Raw genomic sequence first — 19,540 nt, forward strand, 5'->3', positions numbered from 1 at the left:
ACGTCACTGGTCTGCGGCGCCCAGTGCTTCGAGCATCTTGCGCGCTTCTTCCAGTTGACGGCTCAGCTCGTCCACCCGGGCCGCGGCAACATCGCGCGCGGCGACGATGATCGACTCGACCGCCTCGACGGCGGTCGGTTCGCCCAGTTCACGGATTGCGCGCTCGACAGCGTCCGGGGTGACCGGAACTGCCTTACCAGGGCGCTTCGCCCCATGGGTAACCGTCACGCTCCAGTCGTTGTCGGCTCCGGCGTGAATGGTGACGCTGACACCTGCAGGCAGCTTCTTCGCGCGCTTGACCGCCGGCCGGGGCACCGGCACCGGAGCTGACGTCACTTCCGCCTGCACTGCGACTGCGCGCGGTTGTTGCCTGGTCCGGGGATTCGGGGTGAGAGGTTCCATGAGAGGTTCTGACTCCACTACTGCCGGTTTGGGGCGCTGCATCGGGGCGGCAGGCGTGGCCGAGACTCGATTGATTCGCAATTCCTCTGCCTCGAAGGGCAATTCGTCGTTCACACCCTTCGGCCGAATGAGCACGGTATTGCCATCGACGGACACCACCTTGGCCGAGGTGCCCGCTTCGATTCCCAAGCTGGGGGTGGCCTCACGCAGATAGACGGTGGCACGTTTTCCTTCGGCTACTGCCGAAGCCAGTGTCTCCAACTGCTCCGCGGTGAGATGATCCGGCGTCGACGCGGCGGCACCGGAACGTCTACGGGGTGGCATGCGCAAGTCCTTTCACGAGGTCGGTTGTGCTCTGTTGCGCAAACTCTTGCACATGCCACCGACCAACACTGCACCCCCTGCGCTCGGTTCATCGCCACCGGTAGTTCCGGACTGCGTCCAGGGCTGTGGTAACCCGCGGCGACCCGAATTCCGAACTCCGGTCCACCGCACTTCCGCCACCCGTCGAACACACCGGCGGTAAAGTCGGATCAGGCATTCGAGCTACCGCCCGATCCCGCAGACCGTGAAGTTCGTCCACGCCTGTGTGCACAACCCCTCCCGTTACCGTACGAAGGAGCCAGGTGAGCAGTTCCCGTTCAGCTCGGACCGACCACGCACCCGAACTTCTGACACCTGTCCGCTCCGGTGTGGACCCTCGGCTCCTGGCGCGAATCCAAGCCGACATCGAAGAGTCACTCCTCGGCGGTCCACCTTGCTTCAACCAGTCCCAGATCGCCGAATACGCAGGCGTCTCGCGCGACCGTGCCGATCGACTGTGGGTCGCGATGGGCTTTGCCCTCGACGAAGATCCAGATGCCGTCATGTTCACCCAGCAGGACGCCGACGCGCTCGCCACCATCACCGGCCTCGTCGACCGCGGCATCATCTCGGCCGGAAACGAGGTGGCCGCCGCGCGTTCGCTGGGTCAGACCATGTCTCGACTGGCCGAATGGCAAATTTCGCTGATCAGCACCCACATCGTCGACCAACTCTCGAACTCCGCCGATCTCGAGCCAGAGGAACTCAGGAAGATGGTGCTCCATCTGGGAGCCGACGTGATCCCCGCCGTCGAAGCACTCCAGACATACGTATGGAAACGACATGTCGCATCGTCGACGGGCCGTAACGTCGGCAATCCCGGCGAGGAAGTCGCCAGCAGGGTCGTCGTGGTCGGATTCGCGGACATCGTCGGCTACACGTCACTGACCGGCAAACTGGACCCAGCCGAGTTGAACGAGCTGTTGGAGCGTTTCGAGTCGGCATCCACCGAGATAGTCGGGCGCAACTTCGGATGGGTGGTCAAGACCGTCGGCGACGAGGTCATGTTCGCCACCGAAAGTGCACACCATGCGGCAATGTTGGCGCTGCAACTGCAGGAATTGGTCTTCACCCACCACGATGATCCCCAGTTGCGAGTCGGCTTGGCGCTGGGCCCCACTCTGGTCCGTTTCGGCGACCTCTACGGTTCGGTGGTGAACAAGGCCGCCAGGCTCACCAGTTCTGCTCGTCCGGGTACCGTACTGATCGACTCGGCGCTGGCCGAAGAACTCGAGTCGGATGCGAATTTTGCACTGCGCCATCTGCGTCCGCGGCGTGTGCGCGGGATCGACCGGCTCGAGCAATACGTGCTACGACGCGCGGCCGAGCAGTGACCGTCTGTTCCATCGCCGAGCGACCACTGCCACGGCGTTACGCAACTCCCGTACTGCCGGGCTGAGATCTCCCTGCCTCGTGCAGAGCTCGATCGAGCTGGGTTCGATGTCGGTGATCGTCACGAACCTGATGTCCGAACGGGTGTAGTACTCCGCGATGGTGGCGGCCGTGATCGCCACTGCCCGACCGTTTGCCACCACTTCGAGCTGTTCGTCCATGGTGCGCACCGACCGCCCGTACGTCACGGGGACGCCGCTCGGTCGCGGGTCCACCGACCACCATTTCACCCATTCTGCCGGGGCACTGTCGCTGGCGACCTGGATTTCGCCGTCCAATTCGTCGATCGAGATCACGTCACGATCGGCGAGCCGGTGCCCGCGCGGCAACGCGGCCACCCGCGGTTCGGTCCCGATGCGCTCGAGGACCAGGCCGTCGAGGTGCGGCAACGGTGGCCGTACGAACGACGCGTCGACCATCGCACCCGCGACCGCGCTGACCTGCTGAGTCCAATCCAGTTGCACCAGTTCCACTTCCGAGTGCAGGGAGTCGAGAACTTCGCGCCCGAGACTGCCGGCCGCCCCGTTGATGAATCCGATCCTCAACCGCCTCGATCGACGCCGGTCCAGCGCGTCGAGAACGTTCATGGCCCGGTCGGCCGAGTCGAGACACTCCCGCGCCTGCGGCAGGAACAACTCCCCCGCCTCGGTCAGCGTCACCGGATGGACACTGCGGTCGAGCAGACTCGCACCCACCTGCTCTTCGAGTCGACGGATCTGCTGACTCAACGCCGGCGCGGTGACGAACAACCGATCTGCGGCCCGCCCGAAGTGGCCTTCCTCGACGACCACCACCAGCGACGCCACCAGTCGCAGGTTCAGCTCACAGCCCCGTCGGCTACCGCTCTTCATTACCGTCCATTCGGTCGTTTTCTACCATCTCAACCAGCTCTTCGTGACAGCCATCACAGTAGCTGAACTGGAGTGTTAAGTGAAGAAGCAACATATGTACGGACTTCTACATGTACAGAACCGTGTGCTCCCGTCCACAGTTGTGACACATCCGGACAGCCCCCGGATCGGAAGACATCAGGAGCCTCGATGAGCAAATACGAGCACGAGTTCGTTCACATGATGGACGACGTCGAACGCCAGCTGGACACGATCACCAATCCCCGGCACCAGAAGATCCTTCGCAATTTCCGTCGCCACGCAATGCTGGAGGTCTCCGGTCGGTACAAGGAAATCCTCACTCCGGAGATGACCGTCGAGGAACCCGTCTACCGCCTGTTCGAGGACGGCCAGTCGATCGTTCTCGACGGAATGGACGAGGTGAGCAACTTCTACCAGTCGCTCGCCGTCACCGACACCCTCGTCATGTGGACGAGCAACTCCGATTTCGCAGTCAACGACAACGGATTCTCCGGCGAAACGCTGTTCAGCCAGTTCGTTCCCGGTTCCATCCTCGGTGACGGCGTGTTCGGCGCCGTCCACGATTCGGGTGACGCGGACTCGAAGGCCCCGAGCAACTCCGCCTCCGACATCGACCCGGACGGCTGGTATCTGGTGCGTCGCACGCTGGCCTTCGTCTGGCCGTACGACGAGCAGGGACGCCTGATCGGCGAGCACGTCTACGAGGACTCCGCGTCCAAGGTGGTCACCAAGGTGGACCCCAGCGAGGTGATCAGTGCGGCCCGCGCCGCAGAACTCCTGGCGCCACTGCTCGAAAAATACCTCCCGTGAGCGGCCAGGTCGCCCTCGTCACCGGTGCCGCAGCCGGACTCGGCGCCGCCATCGCCGAACGCCTGGTCCAGGACTATCCGATCCTGGTCCTGCTCGACATCCAGGAGGCCGCTCTGGCCGAGACCGCCGAACGGCTTCGCGGACTCGGCGCCGAGGTTCACACGTCGCGGTGCGATGTTCGCAGCGAAGCCGACGTCACCACGGCCTTCGACGTCGCATTGGCGGCGGGCACACCGGCCGCACTGGTCAACGGCGCCGGTATCGGTGTCTTCACCCCGTTCCTCGAGATCACGGAAGCTCAGTGGGACAACACGTTCGACGTGAACACCAAGGGCACCTTTCTGATGTCTCGCGAGCTGGTGAGCCGCACCGAGGGTGCGGCGGCGATCGTCAACATCGCGTCCATCGGAGCACGCCTGGGCGGTGACATGCTCGCCCATTACGGGCCGTCGAAGGCGGCTGTGATCGAACTCAGTCACAGCGTCGCCAGGATCGGGGCCCCTCGCGGACTACGGTCCAACACCGTCATGCCCGGTCTGATCCTGACCGACATGTGGCTGCGCACCATCGAGGAACTGCGACAGCGCGATCCGGCGCTCGAAGGCGTCTCCGATTCAGACGTGTTCGATTCGTTTGTCGCGCAGATGGTTCCGATGGGCCGGGCACAGACTGCCGGCGACATCGCCGAGATGGTTGCGTTCCTCCTCAGCGACAGGGCGCGCAATGTGACGGGTCAGACCATTGCGGTCGACGGCGGTGCCGTCATGACGTGACGGGCGGGATTATTCCCACTGCCACACCACTGCCGGGCGGCCGGTTGCGCTCACCCGCACCCGCTCGTCGGTGCGTGTCAGCCCCGGCACGGCTTTGAGGGTGCGATTGAGATTGCCGGGATCAGGTCGCTGACCGGACAGTTCGGCAGCCACGGCAAGCGCGTGGGATGCCGGGAACGACGGCCCGAGCAGTGCCCGCGTGAAACCTTGATCGCGCCACAGCAACGTGTTCGCCAGTATCGGGCGCGTATCGGCAACAATTCGGTCGTGGTCGAACGCGAGTGCATCCGTCCTCTGCCAGCCGGCCCATTCGATTTCGATCCCGGCGCTCTTCGCGCCGGATGCCAGCACGGCCCACATCGCGACCGAGAGCGTCGGTCCACGCGGATCCCGGTTCGGTTCGTCGAACACCGCGAGTTGGCCGGTCGCCAAAACTGCGTCGTCCGGCAGCCCTAGTTTCGTCGTCACCGCACGACGCGCTGCATCCCGGAGTTTCTCACCAGCACCGAGCAGGACACCGGGCAGTGCTCGTTGTCCGATGTACGGCTCGGCTACCCGTGCAGTGACGGCAAAGCGAAGTTGCCCGGGTTCGGGGTCGCCGAATCGCACGGCGACGACGTCGATCGAGACGAGTGACTGATTCACCTCACCATCATGCAGGCAGCGTTACACCGAGCCGACGGTCGGCCCGGTACGGTCCGTCGGCGGTGAGCACGACAGGCACACCGGCCACCCCACCGACGTACTCGACGAAGCCTTCCGGATCCGTCGGGATCGTCTGCGGTACAGCGGTTACCGACATGAGCACGTCGGTGAGGTACTGCTGGTGACCTAGATCCTTCCACCGTCCGACCGGAATCGACTGCCAGCGCGGCGCCTCGTACCTGGCCACACCGACGACAGGCACGGCGGCGTTCCGCGCCGTGGCCAGAGCATCGAGATGCGTGAGCGCCAACCCGTCGATCCCACCACACGAAGCGATCGCGTAGCGCATCAACAGTTCGTCGAAGTGGCCCACCCGAAACCCACCCTGATACTCGCCGTGACCGTTGTGCAGTTCCGGTAACACTCGACGCAGCGCTTCGTCTTCGGTCGGGAACGGGCCGGCGCCGTGCCTGGTGGTGTACGTCCTCGAGACGCCGAGTACGTATGCTTCCCGCCCTGATTCGGCGATCATGGCACGTGCGTCGACCGGCTCCACCGTCGACCACGTGGTATGAGGGTGAAATCCTCGCCATTCGTCGAGCAGCATCCCCTGGGCGCCCTCGAACACCATCCGCCCACGCCGAGCCAGAGTCGCCACCGCACCGGCATCGACAATCGACACTGTCGCAGCGAATTCCGTGTACATCTCCACCATTGCGTCGATCGGCGGCCACGAGTGCCCACTTTCGCCGATCATCGACGAATAGTGTTCTGCCAATTGGACGAGCTTACGTCGGAGAATCCCCGGCCGCCGACAGTCCCCGACGGTAGGGGCCTGGGCACACTCCAGCGCGTATGCCGCCGTCTCCCCGATCCCTTTGCCGCACGAACCGTGACGAGCGCCGCCACGAGCATCTTCCCTTGCCCGGTTTGCAGCAACGTGGATCGGTGTCGTCAGCAATGCCTCCTCGTCGATCTGGATCAGCGCGAACGGGTTTACAACACCGAGAGCGGCCAGCTTTCGCGCCTCCGACGCCAATGCGATGGGCTCGACGAGGACGCTCCGCGACAGAAAGGTCGAGATTCCCGAGAACGTGCCGGACCCGAACTGCGAGAAGGTGTGGTGCCGCCCGTCCACCTGGACATTATGTGCCGCCTGGGCGCCGCCGTTGAACCTCACGACCGCGGCCACGTCCAATCCGGCGGCGGGTGAGCACAACCAGTCGACGGTGGCACCTTTTCCGGCGTCGCCGAAGCCCAGGTCGACGACGACGATGTCTCGGTCACCGAATATCGCGTTCATCTCGATTCCTTCCTTCCGCAGACCGACCTATCCGAATTCGACGTCGTTCGAGCCGGTGTCGAGGTCGGCCGGCAGCGCGGTGGCCGTGGGACGAGCATTACCACCGACGACGGCAAGTGCCTTGCCCACCATGGCCGCTTCTGCCACCGAGCCCAGGTCGCGTAAGTCCGCCAGGCCGTCGCCTAGATCGATCCGATCCTCGCCGATCCCTATCGTCACTGCGATCAGCTCGCACACCGCAGCCGGATCGTCCAGTTTCACGAAACGCTCACCCAACAGCCCGTTCCAGTGTTCGGCAATCTCCGGATCGTCGAAGTACGACGATTGATCTGGCAATACGAAGTAGACGTTCCAGCGCCTCTCGAGCTCACGGTAGATCGACGGAACCGACACGTCGACGCGTACATCGTCCCCGATCACCTTACGGATGTGCCGCGCCGCTAGTCGTGGTTTGTTCAACTCGTCGCCGATGACGAACAGATATCCCTTACGTCCACGCTTGTCCCACGCATCGGTCGCCGTGTGCTTGGCCATGAAATACGCTGCCAATTCGTAGCTTTCCGATTTCTGGCCGCCACCACCGCCTTCGAGGAAGATGGTTCGCAACTGCTCGTCCATCGCGTTGCCCGATTCGAACTGCCCCATCTGCAACGGAACCCGGTCGGAGTCGGCATCGCCGATCCCACCGAACAGAATCTGTGGATCATCGGCGTATCCCTTTCGTTGGAGCAGCCCGTGCAGTTTCCCGAGTTTGTCCGCCATGATTCTCGGCACTGCGCCCATCGATCCGGTCACGTCGAACAGGACCGCGATCGGCAGCGAATCGGGGTGCCCCGCCGAGTCCCGGCTCTCACGCATACCCACGCCGAACGGATCCAATGCCGGATCCGCCTTCCAGTCCTTGACCGGTCGCGTCCGCAGTGCGTCGGTGTAGCCGAACGCATCGGTTCCGCGGGCAGCCCGAAACGTCTTGCCTGCCAGGTAGGTGTTGTCGTCCCAGTTTCCGTATCCCATGACAGTTCACTGTTCCTTTCGAGTGGGCAGGTCGAACGGACGGAATGTTCGTTCGCCGTAGAGAAGGTCGAGAAGGTCGTCGAACTCCGCGAGGAGGTCGGAGGCATCCGGCCGCATTCTCGGTGCGTCCTGCATGCACCCGGAAGCGAAGGCCCTCATGCGGTTCGGGATTCGGCTACCCAGCAGACCGAGCATCACCTGGTGCGCCATGTACACATCCCATGCCGGACTGACCGGACCACCGGCCTCCGGGGGATAGTGCGCTGCAGAAATCCTGGCGGACGGACTCTCGCCCGGGCGCGTCGCGAACGACCAACCCGCCAACACCACCCCGTGCCAGTCCGGATGAATGAGCACGTTCTCGGGAGTGAGCGCCGTGTGCACCCAGCCCACCGAATGAGCTGCCGCGAGTGCCCGCAGAATGCGGCGGTGCATCCAGGCGTAGTCTCGCGGGTCGAGTCCGTGCGGATACGCGGCCGCGACATCGGCCAAGGTTACGAATCCGACGCTCAAATCACCCAGAACCGTGATCTGACGCCTGGTTCCGGTACCGAGATCGGCGTGTGTGATGTGGTCGATCAGCCGCGGAAAGTAGGGCAACCACCATTCGCGTCCGCCGACTGCCGAATCCGCGATCTCACGCAGAGCTCGGCGCTCGTTCTCGATCAGCCCGTTCGCTCGTGGATCCCGCGGAATCTTCAACACCACCGGCTCATTCGATTCGCTCGTTCCGCGGTACAAAGTCGCAACCGAACCACGCGCCAGCAGATCGCCGAGCGAATACTCTCCCACTTCACCGCGGTAACGAATCGCAGTGCCACCGGCCGACCACTCCGTGTACAGCGCGCTCAACCGCGCGGTAGCCGCAACCGCGCGCCGATGGTGGATCGGGTCGACGCGATCGGGATGTACCGACAGCACCAGTCGGTGGTAGCGGCGCCTCGCAGCTCGCCTCTGTTCCGCATCGGCCCCGCGAGGCCCGAACAGATCGACCGACTCCTCGATCAAGGCCAATGCTTCCTCCGTCTTCATTGTTTTAGTCTAACTGACTAAAACAATGAAGACAAGTCCCCTGAACGAACACGGATCGGCCGGTCAGTCGTTCAGCAGGGCGCCGCCGAGGAGGTGCGGTTCGAGAATCCACTCGAACCGCACCGGCGATCTCAGATAACTGCCGTGGTGCGCGTTGCCTCCACGAATTCGGATATCCACGGTAGAACCGCAGCCCGTACGTCGACCGCCTGCGGCGCCAAACCGTTGGCGAACAACAGATCCGCCGCATGCTGCTGCTCGTCGAGGAATTCGTCGTTCACCGGGTTCAATCCAAATGGTCGGCCGCGCAGGGCGCGCTCCCAGCGATCCAGATCCGCCTGTCCACCACGTGCAACCACGTCGTCGACGAAATATCTTGCCGCCTCACGAGGGTTCGCCTCGATCCAGGCATCGGATTCTTGCAGCGCTGCGACGATCGCTTCCAGTGCCTCTCGGTTGTTCTCCGCGAAATCGCGACGAGTAAACCACAGCGACGGGTGGCTGAACAGTGACTCGGTATCCACGAGAGTACGCAGTTCGTGCGTGCCCTCGATCCCCTCCAGCCCCGGGTACGCACCGACCCACGCATCGAGATCACCACGTGAGAGCGCTTGGGCGCCATCGTTCACACCCGTGTCGACGGGTTCGATGTCGGCCCACGTCAGACCGACTTGCTCGAGTGCCAACAAAAGCAACGTCGTCTGCCACGAGCCGTGGGCAATCCCAATTCGCCTACCCTTCAGATCCGCCGCGGTCTGGATGTCCGAACTCGAGAGAGTCACAAGGCGCCCGTTCTCCACTCGTGGACCCGAAATACCGATATACACCACGTCGCGGCTATGTGCGAGTGCGGTGATCGGTGGCGTGAAACCGGTTCCGATCACGTCGTAACCCCCTGCGGTAAACAGCCAGTCCGAATGCAAACTCGGCAGTCCGGACTTCACGTCCACCGGATCAGACTCCGGAAGTTCGCGCAGGTCAACCCATTCCACGTCCGATAGCTTCTGTTCGAGAATGCCGCGGTGGCGCAGCACGAAAAGGGAATTGTTGTGCGGGAAGTAGCCCACTCGAACTGTCATGAGGATTCTCCTTGAGATGTGGTTGATTGCATGGCCGGCAAGGTCCACCCGCAACAAACCGAATTCGGTCCAGACATCAGGTTCTGACGCGAGATCACGGACACACTCAAATCAGACCGCGCTCGCGAGCCTTCTCGAGCAGTCCACTGCGCCCCCACTGAGCGACGAGGTTAGTGTCATCGAATTCGACTGTGCCTCCCACAGACTCGCCGATCGCTTGATACTGAGCCCCCTCCTCGAGGAGTACCACAAACTTGGCCAGCTCTAGCAACCCACTCCGCCCGATCACGTTGACACCGCCGTTCGCCTCGAAAATCGCAACCAAATCGGGGTCACGAAGGAGTTGTTCGAGAATGAAATCGCCGGCACTGACACTACGATCGATGTGAGGCGGGATAGATCGGGACAAGGTCAGGCGCTGCGAGGCAGCGTATCGGATCGGCAAGGTCCTGTGCGTCTGTGCGAAACCACCGAGCCACGGCGTATGCACGTGCACTACCGAGGTGATCTCGGGGTGCGCCCGGAAGACCTTGGCGTAGGCCGTGACGAATCCGGCCGATGCTCCACCCGCTAGCACCTCTCCGCCGAAGGTCGCCACGATCGGCGTCGCGATCGGATCATCCGCCCATGGGCCAGGCTCGTTGATTGCCACGGCGATTTCCTCGCCGGGGACGCGCTCGACGAAGTTCACGGTTCCGTTGGCAGAAACCGTTCCGGTCTCGCGCAACACCCGAAATGCCTTCTGCGCGTCGCGGGTGGTCGATTCGACGAATGCAGCGACGGACTCGTCGATGCGGGATTCGGCAGTGGTCATGGGATACTCCTCATAGGTTCGAAAGGGACAGCGACGATCAGGAAACAAGCAATTGTGAGCCCACTGCTGCAGGCTCCTGGCCGGGCGAACTCATCGGTGACGGTGTGGTCTGCAACAGTGGAAGGACTTCCTCGCCCACTCGGTACGCCTCTTCGAGATGCGGATTACCAGCAAGGATGAAGGCCTCGACACCCAACTCACGTAATTCGTCGAGTCGTTGGGCGACCTGCTCGTAGCTACCGACCAGACCGAACGCTGGTCCACCTCGAATCAGGCTGAACCCACACCACACATTGGGTTGAACCTCGAGATCACGATAGCCGGTGATCGTCTCCGGTACCCAGCCGGAGATTCGCGCAGCACCGATCGAATCTCCTTGCGCTGCACGATTAGCTGCGTCTCGATCGACGAACGCCCAGCCCTTCTCGATTTCTGCCCACGCGGCCTCCTCGGTATGACGGGCGACAACGTCGATTCGAACCGCGAATCGAGGAGTACGTCCTAGCTTCTCCGCGTATTCGCGCACTGCGCCGAATTTTGCCCGCAGATCTGCAAATGGTTCCAACCAGGACAGATAGTAGTCACTGTGCAATCCGGCAGCATTCACAGCGGCCCGAGACGAACCGGAGAAGTACACCTCCGGAAATGGCTGACCGGCAAGTCCCGGAGGTAGTGCAGCGCCGTCGGTCCGGAAGAATCGACCTTCGTAATCGTACGGTCGACCGTCCCAGACTCCACGAAGTACGTCGAGGAATTCACTGGTGCGCGCGTAACGGTCATCGTGGTCGACTTTGTCTCCCCACCACAACTGCGCCGGCCCGCCGCCGCCACTTATGATGTTGTACACCAAGCGTCCGCCCGTCGCGCGTTGCAGACTCGCGGACATTCGCGCAGCTTGAACCGGATGAAGGAACCCCGGTTGGAAGGCGACCATGAAGCGATACGTTGTGCTCTCGCGAGCCAGAACCGATGCAATCGCCCACGGATCCTCGGTGATGGGAAATGACGGTAGCAGACCACCGACGAAGCCGGCTGATTCCGACGCCCGAACGACAGCAGCCACGTGTTCGATGTAGCTGTAGCCGTCGAGTTCACCGTTCCTGATCGCCGGGGCGATATTTCCCGGTCCGTATCCGTTTGCGTGTCCACGGTTGTTCCGACGCGGGTTGCGAAGCGACGCGTGATCGCCTTCCATTCCGATGCGCCAGTAGAAGTCGATACTCATGTTCTGGTCTCCGTCAAAGTTCGGCCGACCGGGTCGGCGAGAAACAACAGATGTTCACCGATACGGTGCAGTTCTTCGATCTGCGGTCGTCCGTCGAAGACGAACGAATCGATTCCGGCAGCCTCGTAGTCCGAAATCTTCTGCGCTACTTGTTCGTAACTCCCCACTAGTCCGATCGCCTGCTCGTAGCCAATCTCGGAGAACCCTGCCCATCTGCCGCCACCGAGGTCGAGCGACCTGGCATCTTCAGCGTTCGGGTGAACCTCGCGCCACTGGCGCTCGACCCGCGCCCATGCCTCGTCCTCACTCTCGCGGGCAACGATCGGGAGCTCCAGCCCGGTCCGAACTACTCGGCCCCGAGCTGCAGACCGACTGCGTAATCTCTCCACCGCCTCGGCAACGCCCTCGACGGTCTCGCTGAACAGGTGTACGTCACCGTGGCGAGCCGACAGATCCAAGGCCTCGTCTGACGAGCCCGACAGGTAGACCGTCGGGAAGGGCAGCCCGGACAGAATGCTACGGAACCCACCGTCCACGACGTCGAAGTACTCGCCCTCGAAGTGGTAATCGGTTCCCTTGAATCCTGCTCCTGCGAAAGGCGTTTCGTTCCACACTCCGCGAGCGACGGTGAGAAACTCCGCAGCCCGCGCGTAGCGGTCAGTGCCCACGACCTTGTCCCCGCGGGATCGTGCATCGGCGTCGCCGGTATCGACTCTCAATCGCCAGGACAATCGTCCCGCCGCGATCCGCTGCAAGGTCGCGGACATCTTCGCCGCGTATACCGGCGTACCGAAGGACGGATGGAACTCGACGATCACAGCTGCATATCGGGTATCTCGCACGGCACCACCTGCAACGATCCACGATTCTTCACCCAACGGGTCGTACGGTGCGAGTACGCCGTCGAGTCCCGCCAGTTCTGCGGCCAGAACAATCTGCGACAACTCGTCGAACGGCCCGAAGTTTCCCGGACGTAGGTCGGTCGCCGGGGTGGGGGTCCGCCGGCCTCCGAATCCGCCGCGGTTATGTGATCCGGGGACAGCATGCCGGCCGTCACCACGAGACGTCAGGCGCCACAGAAACTCGGTCATGACACCGCCTCCCCCGACGCGATCACGTCGAGCGCCTGTCGAAGTGGCTCGCGGGAAACCCAGGACTCCAGATCGAAATCCGCGGCGAGAAATCCGTGCGCCAAAAGGAATTGCTTCTGGATTCCGATCAGCTCGACTCGTTCATCCGACAACGATGGGTGCAGATCCAAGTGGAATCCCTCCCGGTACGCGGCCGCGACTCCTTCCGCTCCGGAGAGTGTTTCGCGAGCAAGCACGTCTCGGACGGAGTCCAGGTTCTCCTTCGCCCAGTCCGCCGCTCGCAGGCTCTGCACGAGAAATCCGACCACCAGTTCAGGCCGGGACTCGAGCAGATCCGCATGCACTGTGATAGGGCGGGGGGTGCCGTTGTTCACACGTAACCGTTTTGCTTCGGTAGCGTCGAGATCCACCGCCACACGCAGTCCGTGTTCGCGGGCGGTCTCCTGCGCACGCGCTCCCTTGACGTAGACGGCGTCCACGTCACCGCGCAGCAACTCCTCGACACCCCATGTCGTCAAACGCCGTTCCGAAGTGACTCCGTTGCGCACCTGCGGGTTACGTTCCACATCCACTTCGACCACAGTCACATCGGCCAGTGTCAGGCCTCCCAATCGCAACGCATTCGCGAAACCGTGCAGCGCCATTGCCCGGGGAAAGCTACGAGCCTGATCCTGCGCCCAGGACGGAACCGCAACTCGCAGTCCCGCCAAATCCGCAGGTCCGGAGACCGTGGACTCGGGTCCGACGAGAATCGCCTGTGATTCGTCGATCCAGGTAAGGCCGATCAATCGCGTCGGTGAGCCCTGCGCCCTGGCCGCGATGGCAGGCACGTTTCCGCCCTCCCGCACCAGGCCTCGGAGTTGGTGATCGAAGTGCCGAACAGCCAGTTCCGGTCCGGCGTCCTGAAGTACACCCAGACTCGCCCCTCCCGATTCAGCTGCCACATTCAACCAACCGAGGCTGTGTGCAAGCCCGCTCGCTGTGGGCACCGGGCATCGGGTGTACCAGAGGGTATCGAGCGAGGTGTCGGCTGCAGTAGTCATGTTGCTCTCCTAAGGTGTTGTGGTAGTGATGGTTCGGCCGACTCCTAGTTCAGCGAGGAAGGCTGCTCGGTAGCGCAGAGTCTCCGGATCGGTGCGATCGCGCGGACGCCCGATGTCGACGTCGACGTCCACGGCGAATCGGCCATTGTTGAGGATCAGTACACGATCCGCGAGCCGAACCGCCTCGTCGACATCGTGGGTGACCAACAGTACGGCCGGCCGGTGCCTGGCAACCAGATCGCCGACCAGGTCCTGCATCTGCAATCTGGTCAGAGCATCGAGTGCAGCGAACGGCTCGTCGAGCAGTAGCAGTTCTGGCTCCCGAACCAGTGCGCGCGCCAACGCTACTCGCTGCGCTTCACCCCCGGACAGTGTGGCCGGCCACTGTCTCGCCTTACCGGCAAGATTGACCTCGGCGAGTGCGCGCTCCGCACGTTCACGGTTCGTCGCACTCCGACGTTGACCGATCGTGACATTGCCCAGCACGCGCTTGGACGGTACGAGTCGGGGCTCCTGATACACAGTGGTGCGTCTGCCCGGTACCAGCACCGAACCTGAATCGGGCTTTTCCAACCCGGTCAGCAGGCGCAGCAGTGTGGTCTTGCCCGTGCCACTGGGGCCGAGTAGGACCACGAATTCGCCACGGTGAATCTCGAGGTTGATGCCGTCCAGAATGACATTGTCCCCAAACGCCTTGTACAGACCCGTTATCGAAACTGCTACCGGCTCGCTCTTCCGTCGTTCGTCAGCGGTAGTGGCTGTCGGTACACGCTCGTCGAGCGGTGGTAGGGGTGCCTCCGGTACGACGTCCGACTTCCCAATCTGGCTGCTCTCGCGCATGATCGCATTCATCGAACTGCCACCTGTCCACGCCATGGCATCGAGTACCGCTCGATGATACGTACGACGCCGTCGAAGACGAGTCCGAGCAGGGCGTAGAGAACCACGCACAGCACCATGTAGTCGGTCCGGTTGTACTCCTGGGCAAGCGTCACCAGGTAGCCGATGCCTTCCCTCGTTCCGATCTGCTCTGCCGCGATCAAACCTGTGATCGAGATGGAGAGACAGATACGAAGGGCCATCAGTATTCCCGGCAGCGCCGAAGGCAGGATCGCACCGACTACCAGCCGCCAACCGCAAAGCCCGAAACTCTGTGCGGCCTCCACCATCTTGCGGTCGACGTTGCGCACTCCGAGATAGGTGTAGGCATACATCGGTCCGACCGTGGCGAACGCGATCAGCAATACTTTGAACGTCTCGTCGATACCGAACCAGGCTATGAACAACGGAACCAGAGCCAGGAAGGGGATGGCGCGATTGATCTGCATCGTCGAATCTATGAGTTCCTCACCGAGACTGGATAAACCAGAGAGGATACCCAGCACCAGCCCCACCGCGACACCGAACAAAACCCCCAGTGCAGCACGCTTGAAGGACGCGATGGAGAAGTCGATCAATTGGCCTGTCTCGAACAGTTCGGAAAATGCGGTCCACACCTTGGGCGGGCCGGCGAGCACCTCCTCCGGAATCGCTCCGGTAGCCGAACCAATCCACCAACCGACCACTATGAGAGCGGGGACCAGGAACCGCAATGGAACGGACAGCCAGCGTGGACGAGCGCGACCGACCCGGTAGCTCGGCGTCTCGAGAGTCAGATGCGTACCGTCTTCCTGCCCGGAAGTCGCGGCGCGCGCCGCCAGAACAGCCATCTTACTTACCCGAGTTCGGTTGTGTCTGCTGATATTCCGCAAGTTTTTCCTGAAGCGGATAGAAGAGATCCTCCGCGGTTACGGCGCGCGAGATGACACTGTTGGCGTAGAACAGTCCGGCTACGTCTTGCACATCAGCGAAATCCGCCTCTGTCGGGTACCTGGGGACTGTCGCCTTGCGCCCCAGTTCGACTGCCCTGCTCAGTCGGTCGCCGGACAGCGCCCGCGGGCCTGCCTTCTCGAATACATTTTGGTAGTCCTCGGGGTTGGAACGCTGGCTCTCGGTGAGCTCCTGCAATGTCTCGAGGTACTTGGCCGCGACGTCCGGTCGTTCGTCGAGTACTGCAGTCCGGAACGCGACGATGGTGTTGTCCTTGGAGCCGATACTCGCCTCAGTGGCGATCTCGACGCCACCACGGGCCTTTGCCTCCTGATACGGATCGTTGAACGAAGCCCAAGCGTCGACCTGCCCGGTCGAGAAAGCCGAGGCAGCGTCCGCCGGCTGCAGCGAGACCCTTTCAACCTGATCGAACGGTATTCCGGCCTGCTGCAAGGCTTTCAGCGTGATGTACTCACCCTTCGCTGCCGAGTTGACCGCGATCCGCTTGCCCACCAGGTCCGAAACCTTGGTGATACCTGATTTCGGAGTCGCAATGATGCCACTTTGATCCTGCTCCACCGGATCTGCAACGGCGATGATGCGAACCGCGACATCTTTGGACAACGCCCCGACCACCGGACTGTAGGCACCGCCTGACACATCCAACTCTCCTGAGTTGAACAGCTTCAGATTGGCACTGAAGGCCGGTGCGGTCTGCACCCACTCGATCTTCGCGCCGAGCGGCGCGAGCGCCTGATCGAATGTGCCGTCCCGCTTCCCCACCGCCAGCGGCCCGGCGTTTCCGGGGTCCGTGACCTTGAGAACGAAGGTCGGTTCGACATCGGAGCCGGCGGCAGACGCAGAGTCACCCGCGCCCGAACCACACGCGGCGACCAATGCGACAAGGGGGAGGATCGCGAGCGCTGCGCGGGCTCGGTGCAGTAGGCGGGTGCGGGGCATCTGGAGGCTCCTGTTCGAGGTCGGGTCGATCGGAGTCTCAAACTACTGTCTGCATTTCCTACGGACTATCTATAATTTTCCACTGATTGGAAAGGTTGCTCACTGGCCATTTGTTTTGAATGAAGCATCGGCCGAAATCCATCGATCCGCGGATGTTTCACTCGCCCAATCGAAAGCGTCGAAACGCCCCGAACCTCACACCGCCTCCGGTGTCGACGCCGCTCGCCCAGGCATCACGTTTACCACCTTCAAACGACTACGGTTTCACCATAAGGCGAAGGGGCCAAGACAAACTCGGGCTTGTTTCGCTAGAACAGATCCAAAAGGCGGATATACAACGGGGTGTGCAACTCGGATGGCACCAACTCCGACGTATCCGCCGTGACGCATCACCGGCAATAACATCTGAACGTCAACTGACATCACTGTTACCGCGATCGACCTTCATGTTCGCCGACCTACTTCTTCGATCAGAGGCGTACATGCATGCTTTCCGCTCAATGGAAAGATTTGAATTCGTCGTGACGAAAGACTGGAACGGCTAACACCGATGTCCGCTATGTTAGCCTCTCGCTCGTGAAGTCCCCCGGTATACAGACCGTAGCTCGCGCCCTCTCGGTACTAGGATGCTTCCGGGGCGGCGACGAACTAGGCGTCTCCGAGGTGGCACGCCGCCAAGGGCTTGCTGTCAGCACCACACATCGACTTCTCGGAGCGCTGGTCGAAGCCGGCTTCCTTGACAAGAATCCCGACTCGCTGCGCTATCGCCTGGGGGGTGCTCTCGCGGAATACGGCCAAATCGCGTACCGACAACATCGCATCTATCTCGCCGAGCCACACCTTGAACAACTTGCCACCACGACAGGCGCCAGCTCGTCGATTGCCATCAGACACGGTAACGACGCGGTGATACTGGGAACCAGTCATTGGCGAAAGGCAGACGGCCACCAATTGCAGGGACTCCGAATTCCACTGCACGCGAGCGCACTCGGCAAGGCGCTTCTTGCCTGGTCGCAAACTTCCGATGACGAACTGTCGCGACTTCCGTACGAACCTGGCACCGAACGATCCGTTCTGGGGCCCGAGGAATTAGGAAAAGAGCTCAACCTGACTCGTGAACGTGGATTCGCCTTCAACGACCAGGAACTCGCCCCCGGATACCGAACCATCGGCCTTCCCATCCTCACCGAGGGAGAGGTGCCGCGATTCGCCCTGGGCCTGCGGGGGCCGGTCGACCTCATGATTCCGGAGAGAATTCCGTTCTTTGTCGAACTGGCGAAGGTCACCGCCCACGAGATCGCCGTCGGCATGCGCTGACCGACTTCGATCTTCGCCGCCAGATCGACCGCCGGTCAGAATGATTTTTTCTCGACGTGACGCCTACCCGACATCGCCGTCAACTACACCCCAATTAACCAAGCGATTGCTTGTGATGGCGTCTGGTGGTGCACCACCAGGAGGGTTCCACCGGATCCTGCCAAGCCCTGTCGACTTCACCGCACGTTCCGTTCTCGTCTCCGGCGGAACCAAGGGCATCGGGTTCGTCATCACCACGACCTTGTTGACGGCGGGACAATCACGTACTGGTCTGCGGTCGAAACCGGCCGCACGAGTTGCCGCCGTTCGAATATCTGGCCGGTCCCTACCCGTCATACGTCACCGGTGCCGATCCGGCTGTGCACGGCATCGGCGAGCTTCCAGCCAGATATCTGGCCGTCCACACTTCCCGACACGCACCGAGACCAAGAATTTCGACTCCCTTGCACGTCCGGAGGCATGAGAACGCCCACCCTTCCGGCCGGTGAACAGCTCCAAGACAAGGGAATCGGGCTGCAACGACAGCGCTGTCACGTCAAGTTGCCTACCAGTGGATGTCCCCACTGCGCCTGTTGCGCGTCGATACCACCGAACAGATCTGCCGGGTGCCCGATTTGCCAGACTTTAGAATCCCGTTGATTCTGAATCTGGCCAACGGATCGGCTCCGCGTTATCTTTCACCGAATCGTCACGTCCACCCGACGTGGCAGTCCGCTATGTCTTGGAGATTTGCATGTCGCGCTTGCACGCCAGAAGATTCTTCGCCGCCGTCGCCGTCGCCGCCGTAGCGGTGGGAACGATGACCGCCTGCTCGAGCAACAGTGACAGCTCCAGCGCTGACGCGCCCCTGCGGATCGTCGCCTCTGCTGTTCCACACACCGAAATCCTGAAGTACGTCCAGGACAAGGGACTTCTGGGCGATACCAAGATCGACATCCGCGAGATCACCGGGGACCTCGACGCCAACGAGGTTCTCGAAGCAGGCGACACCGACGCCAACTACTTCCAGCACGTCCCGTACCAGGACTCGTGGTCCAAAGAGAAGGGTGTCGACGACCTGGTCGCCGTTGCCAAAGTCCACGTCGAACCGCTCGGTGCGTACTCCAAGAAGGTCACCAACCTTGCCGATCTCCCGCAGGACGCGACGGTCGCACTGCCGAACAACGTCACGAACTTCGCCCGCGGTCTCTTCCTGCTGCAGCAGGGTGGCCTGATCAAGCTCGATCAGCAGTTGGGTGCTCCGGGCACCGATATCACGCAGATCAGCGAGAAGAACATCATCGACAATCCCAAAGGACTGAAGTTCGTTCAGGTCGATCCGCCACAGTTGCCGCGCACTCTCGACGACGGCAAGGTGGATCTCGCGGTCATCAACGGCAACTATGCAATCGAGGGTGGACTCACCCCCGCCAAGGATGCACTCGTCCTCGAGAAAGCAGAGGGCAACCCTTATGCCAACGTCCTCACTGTCCGAAAGAGCCTCCAGGACGATCCGCGTGTGCAGAAGCTCGCCGAAGCCTTGACGTCCAAGGACGTTGCAACATACATCGAGCAGACGTTCCAGGGTTCGGTCATTCCAGTCAACAACGCCTGAGC

General features: G+C 62.2%; 19 protein-coding genes. 5 read left to right on the top strand and 14 right to left on the bottom strand.

The features are described 5' to 3' along the window. Positions 1 to 3: 3 nt before the first annotated feature. Positions 4 to 726, bottom strand: a complete 723-nt coding sequence (locus ABH922_RS19905) for a DUF6319 family protein (protein ID WP_424808551.1) — start codon at positions 724 to 726, stop codon at positions 4 to 6. Positions 727 to 1,073: 347 nt separating this feature from the next. Between ABH922_RS19905 and ABH922_RS19910 the strand changes: the two genes are divergently transcribed. Next, complete coding sequence (locus ABH922_RS19910; protein WP_424809735.1) at positions 1,074 to 2,099, top strand: adenylate/guanylate cyclase domain-containing protein; 1,026 nt, start codon at positions 1,074 to 1,076, stop codon at positions 2,097 to 2,099. Here the strand turns inward: ABH922_RS19910 and ABH922_RS19915 are convergent. After that, positions 2,076 to 3,008, bottom strand: coding sequence for a LysR family transcriptional regulator (locus tag ABH922_RS19915; RefSeq protein ID WP_424808552.1), 933 nt, complete (start codon positions 3,006 to 3,008; stop codon positions 2,076 to 2,078). The genes ABH922_RS19910 and ABH922_RS19915 overlap by 24 nt on opposite strands. 189 nt (positions 3,009 to 3,197) lie before the next feature. Here ABH922_RS19915 and ABH922_RS19920 point away from each other — a divergent pair, with 189 nt between their 5' ends. Together ABH922_RS19920 and ABH922_RS19925 are read left to right on the top strand one after the other, a co-directional pair. Next, entirely contained in the window at positions 3,198 to 3,839 is a 642-nt protein-coding gene (locus tag ABH922_RS19920; protein ID WP_424808553.1) for a hypothetical protein, read from the top strand. Further along, the gene (locus ABH922_RS19925) at positions 3,836 to 4,612 is read left to right on the top strand and encodes an SDR family NAD(P)-dependent oxidoreductase (RefSeq protein ID WP_424808554.1); all 777 of its coding nucleotides are present in this window, start codon (positions 3,836 to 3,838) and stop codon (positions 4,610 to 4,612) included. Before ABH922_RS19920 ends, ABH922_RS19925 begins: the two co-directional genes overlap by 4 nt. A 9-nt stretch (positions 4,613 to 4,621) precedes the next feature. Here the strand turns inward: ABH922_RS19925 and ABH922_RS19930 are convergent, their stop codons facing one another. From ABH922_RS19930 to ABH922_RS19985, 12 genes are all read right to left on the bottom strand, one after another. Beyond that, the gene (locus tag ABH922_RS19930; protein ID WP_424808555.1) at positions 4,622 to 5,257 is read right to left on the bottom strand and encodes an NUDIX hydrolase; all 636 of its coding nucleotides are present in this window, start codon (positions 5,255 to 5,257) and stop codon (positions 4,622 to 4,624) included. Positions 5,258 to 5,264: 7 nt separating this feature from the next. Beyond that, on the bottom strand, positions 5,265 to 6,560 hold the full coding sequence (locus tag ABH922_RS19935) for an adenylosuccinate synthetase (RefSeq protein ID WP_424808556.1): 1,296 nt from the start codon (positions 6,558 to 6,560) through the stop codon (positions 5,265 to 5,267). Positions 6,561 to 6,587: 27 nt separating this feature from the next. Continuing rightward, positions 6,588 to 7,574, bottom strand: coding sequence for a hypothetical protein (locus tag ABH922_RS19940; RefSeq protein WP_424808557.1), 987 nt, complete (start codon positions 7,572 to 7,574; stop codon positions 6,588 to 6,590). A 6-nt stretch (positions 7,575 to 7,580) separates the two neighbouring features. Continuing rightward, positions 7,581 to 8,606 carry a hypothetical protein gene (locus ABH922_RS19945; protein ID WP_424808558.1) on the bottom strand — a complete coding sequence of 342 codons (1,026 nt, stop codon included), beginning with the start codon at positions 8,604 to 8,606 and terminating at the stop codon, positions 7,581 to 7,583. 131 nt (positions 8,607 to 8,737) lie between these two features. Beyond that, a complete protein-coding gene (locus ABH922_RS19950) occupies positions 8,738 to 9,685 on the bottom strand; it encodes an ABC transporter substrate-binding protein (RefSeq protein WP_424808559.1) in 948 nt (315 codons plus the stop codon). 106 nt (positions 9,686 to 9,791) lie between these two features. Next, positions 9,792 to 10,499 carry a class II aldolase/adducin family protein gene (locus ABH922_RS19955; protein ID WP_424808560.1) on the bottom strand — a complete coding sequence of 236 codons (708 nt, stop codon included), beginning with the start codon at positions 10,497 to 10,499 and terminating at the stop codon, positions 9,792 to 9,794. Between the two features lie 37 nt (positions 10,500 to 10,536). Next, positions 10,537 to 11,724 (bottom strand): LLM class flavin-dependent oxidoreductase, encoded by a 1,188-nt coding sequence (locus ABH922_RS19960; RefSeq protein WP_424808561.1) that lies wholly within the window; start codon positions 11,722 to 11,724, stop codon positions 10,537 to 10,539. Next, entirely contained in the window at positions 11,721 to 12,815 is a 1,095-nt protein-coding gene (locus ABH922_RS19965; protein ID WP_424808562.1) for an LLM class flavin-dependent oxidoreductase, read from the bottom strand. The genes ABH922_RS19960 and ABH922_RS19965 overlap by 4 nt, the downstream gene beginning before the upstream one ends. Beyond that, complete coding sequence (locus ABH922_RS19970) at positions 12,812 to 13,858, bottom strand: ABC transporter substrate-binding protein (RefSeq protein WP_424808563.1); 1,047 nt, start codon at positions 13,856 to 13,858, stop codon at positions 12,812 to 12,814. The genes ABH922_RS19965 and ABH922_RS19970 overlap by 4 nt, the downstream gene beginning before the upstream one ends. A gap of 9 nt (positions 13,859 to 13,867) precedes the next feature. Beyond that, positions 13,868 to 14,710: an ABC transporter ATP-binding protein gene (locus ABH922_RS19975; protein WP_424808564.1), complete on the bottom strand. Its 843-nt coding sequence runs from the start codon at positions 14,708 to 14,710 to the stop codon at positions 13,868 to 13,870. Continuing rightward, positions 14,707 to 15,567, bottom strand: coding sequence for an ABC transporter permease (locus ABH922_RS19980; RefSeq protein WP_424808565.1), 861 nt, complete (start codon positions 15,565 to 15,567; stop codon positions 14,707 to 14,709). Before ABH922_RS19980 ends, ABH922_RS19975 begins: the two co-directional genes overlap by 4 nt. Before the next feature lies 1 nt (position 15,568). Then, the gene (locus ABH922_RS19985; protein ID WP_424808566.1) at positions 15,569 to 16,627 is read right to left on the bottom strand and encodes an NrtA/SsuA/CpmA family ABC transporter substrate-binding protein; all 1,059 of its coding nucleotides are present in this window, start codon (positions 16,625 to 16,627) and stop codon (positions 15,569 to 15,571) included. Between the two features lie 576 nt (positions 16,628 to 17,203). Between ABH922_RS19985 and ABH922_RS19990 the strand changes: the two genes are divergently transcribed. Next, entirely contained in the window at positions 17,204 to 17,944 is a 741-nt protein-coding gene (locus tag ABH922_RS19990; protein WP_424808567.1) for an IclR family transcriptional regulator, read from the top strand. Positions 17,945 to 18,677: 733 nt separating this feature from the next. Further along, positions 18,678 to 19,538, top strand: coding sequence for a MetQ/NlpA family ABC transporter substrate-binding protein (locus tag ABH922_RS19995; RefSeq protein ID WP_424808568.1), 861 nt, complete (start codon positions 18,678 to 18,680; stop codon positions 19,536 to 19,538). Positions 19,539 to 19,540: the final 2 nt, after the last annotated feature.

The sequence above is a fragment of the Rhodococcus sp. 27YEA15 genome, from assembly GCF_049739425.1.
Classification (GTDB): Bacteria; Actinomycetota; Actinomycetes; order Mycobacteriales; family Mycobacteriaceae; genus Rhodococcus_F.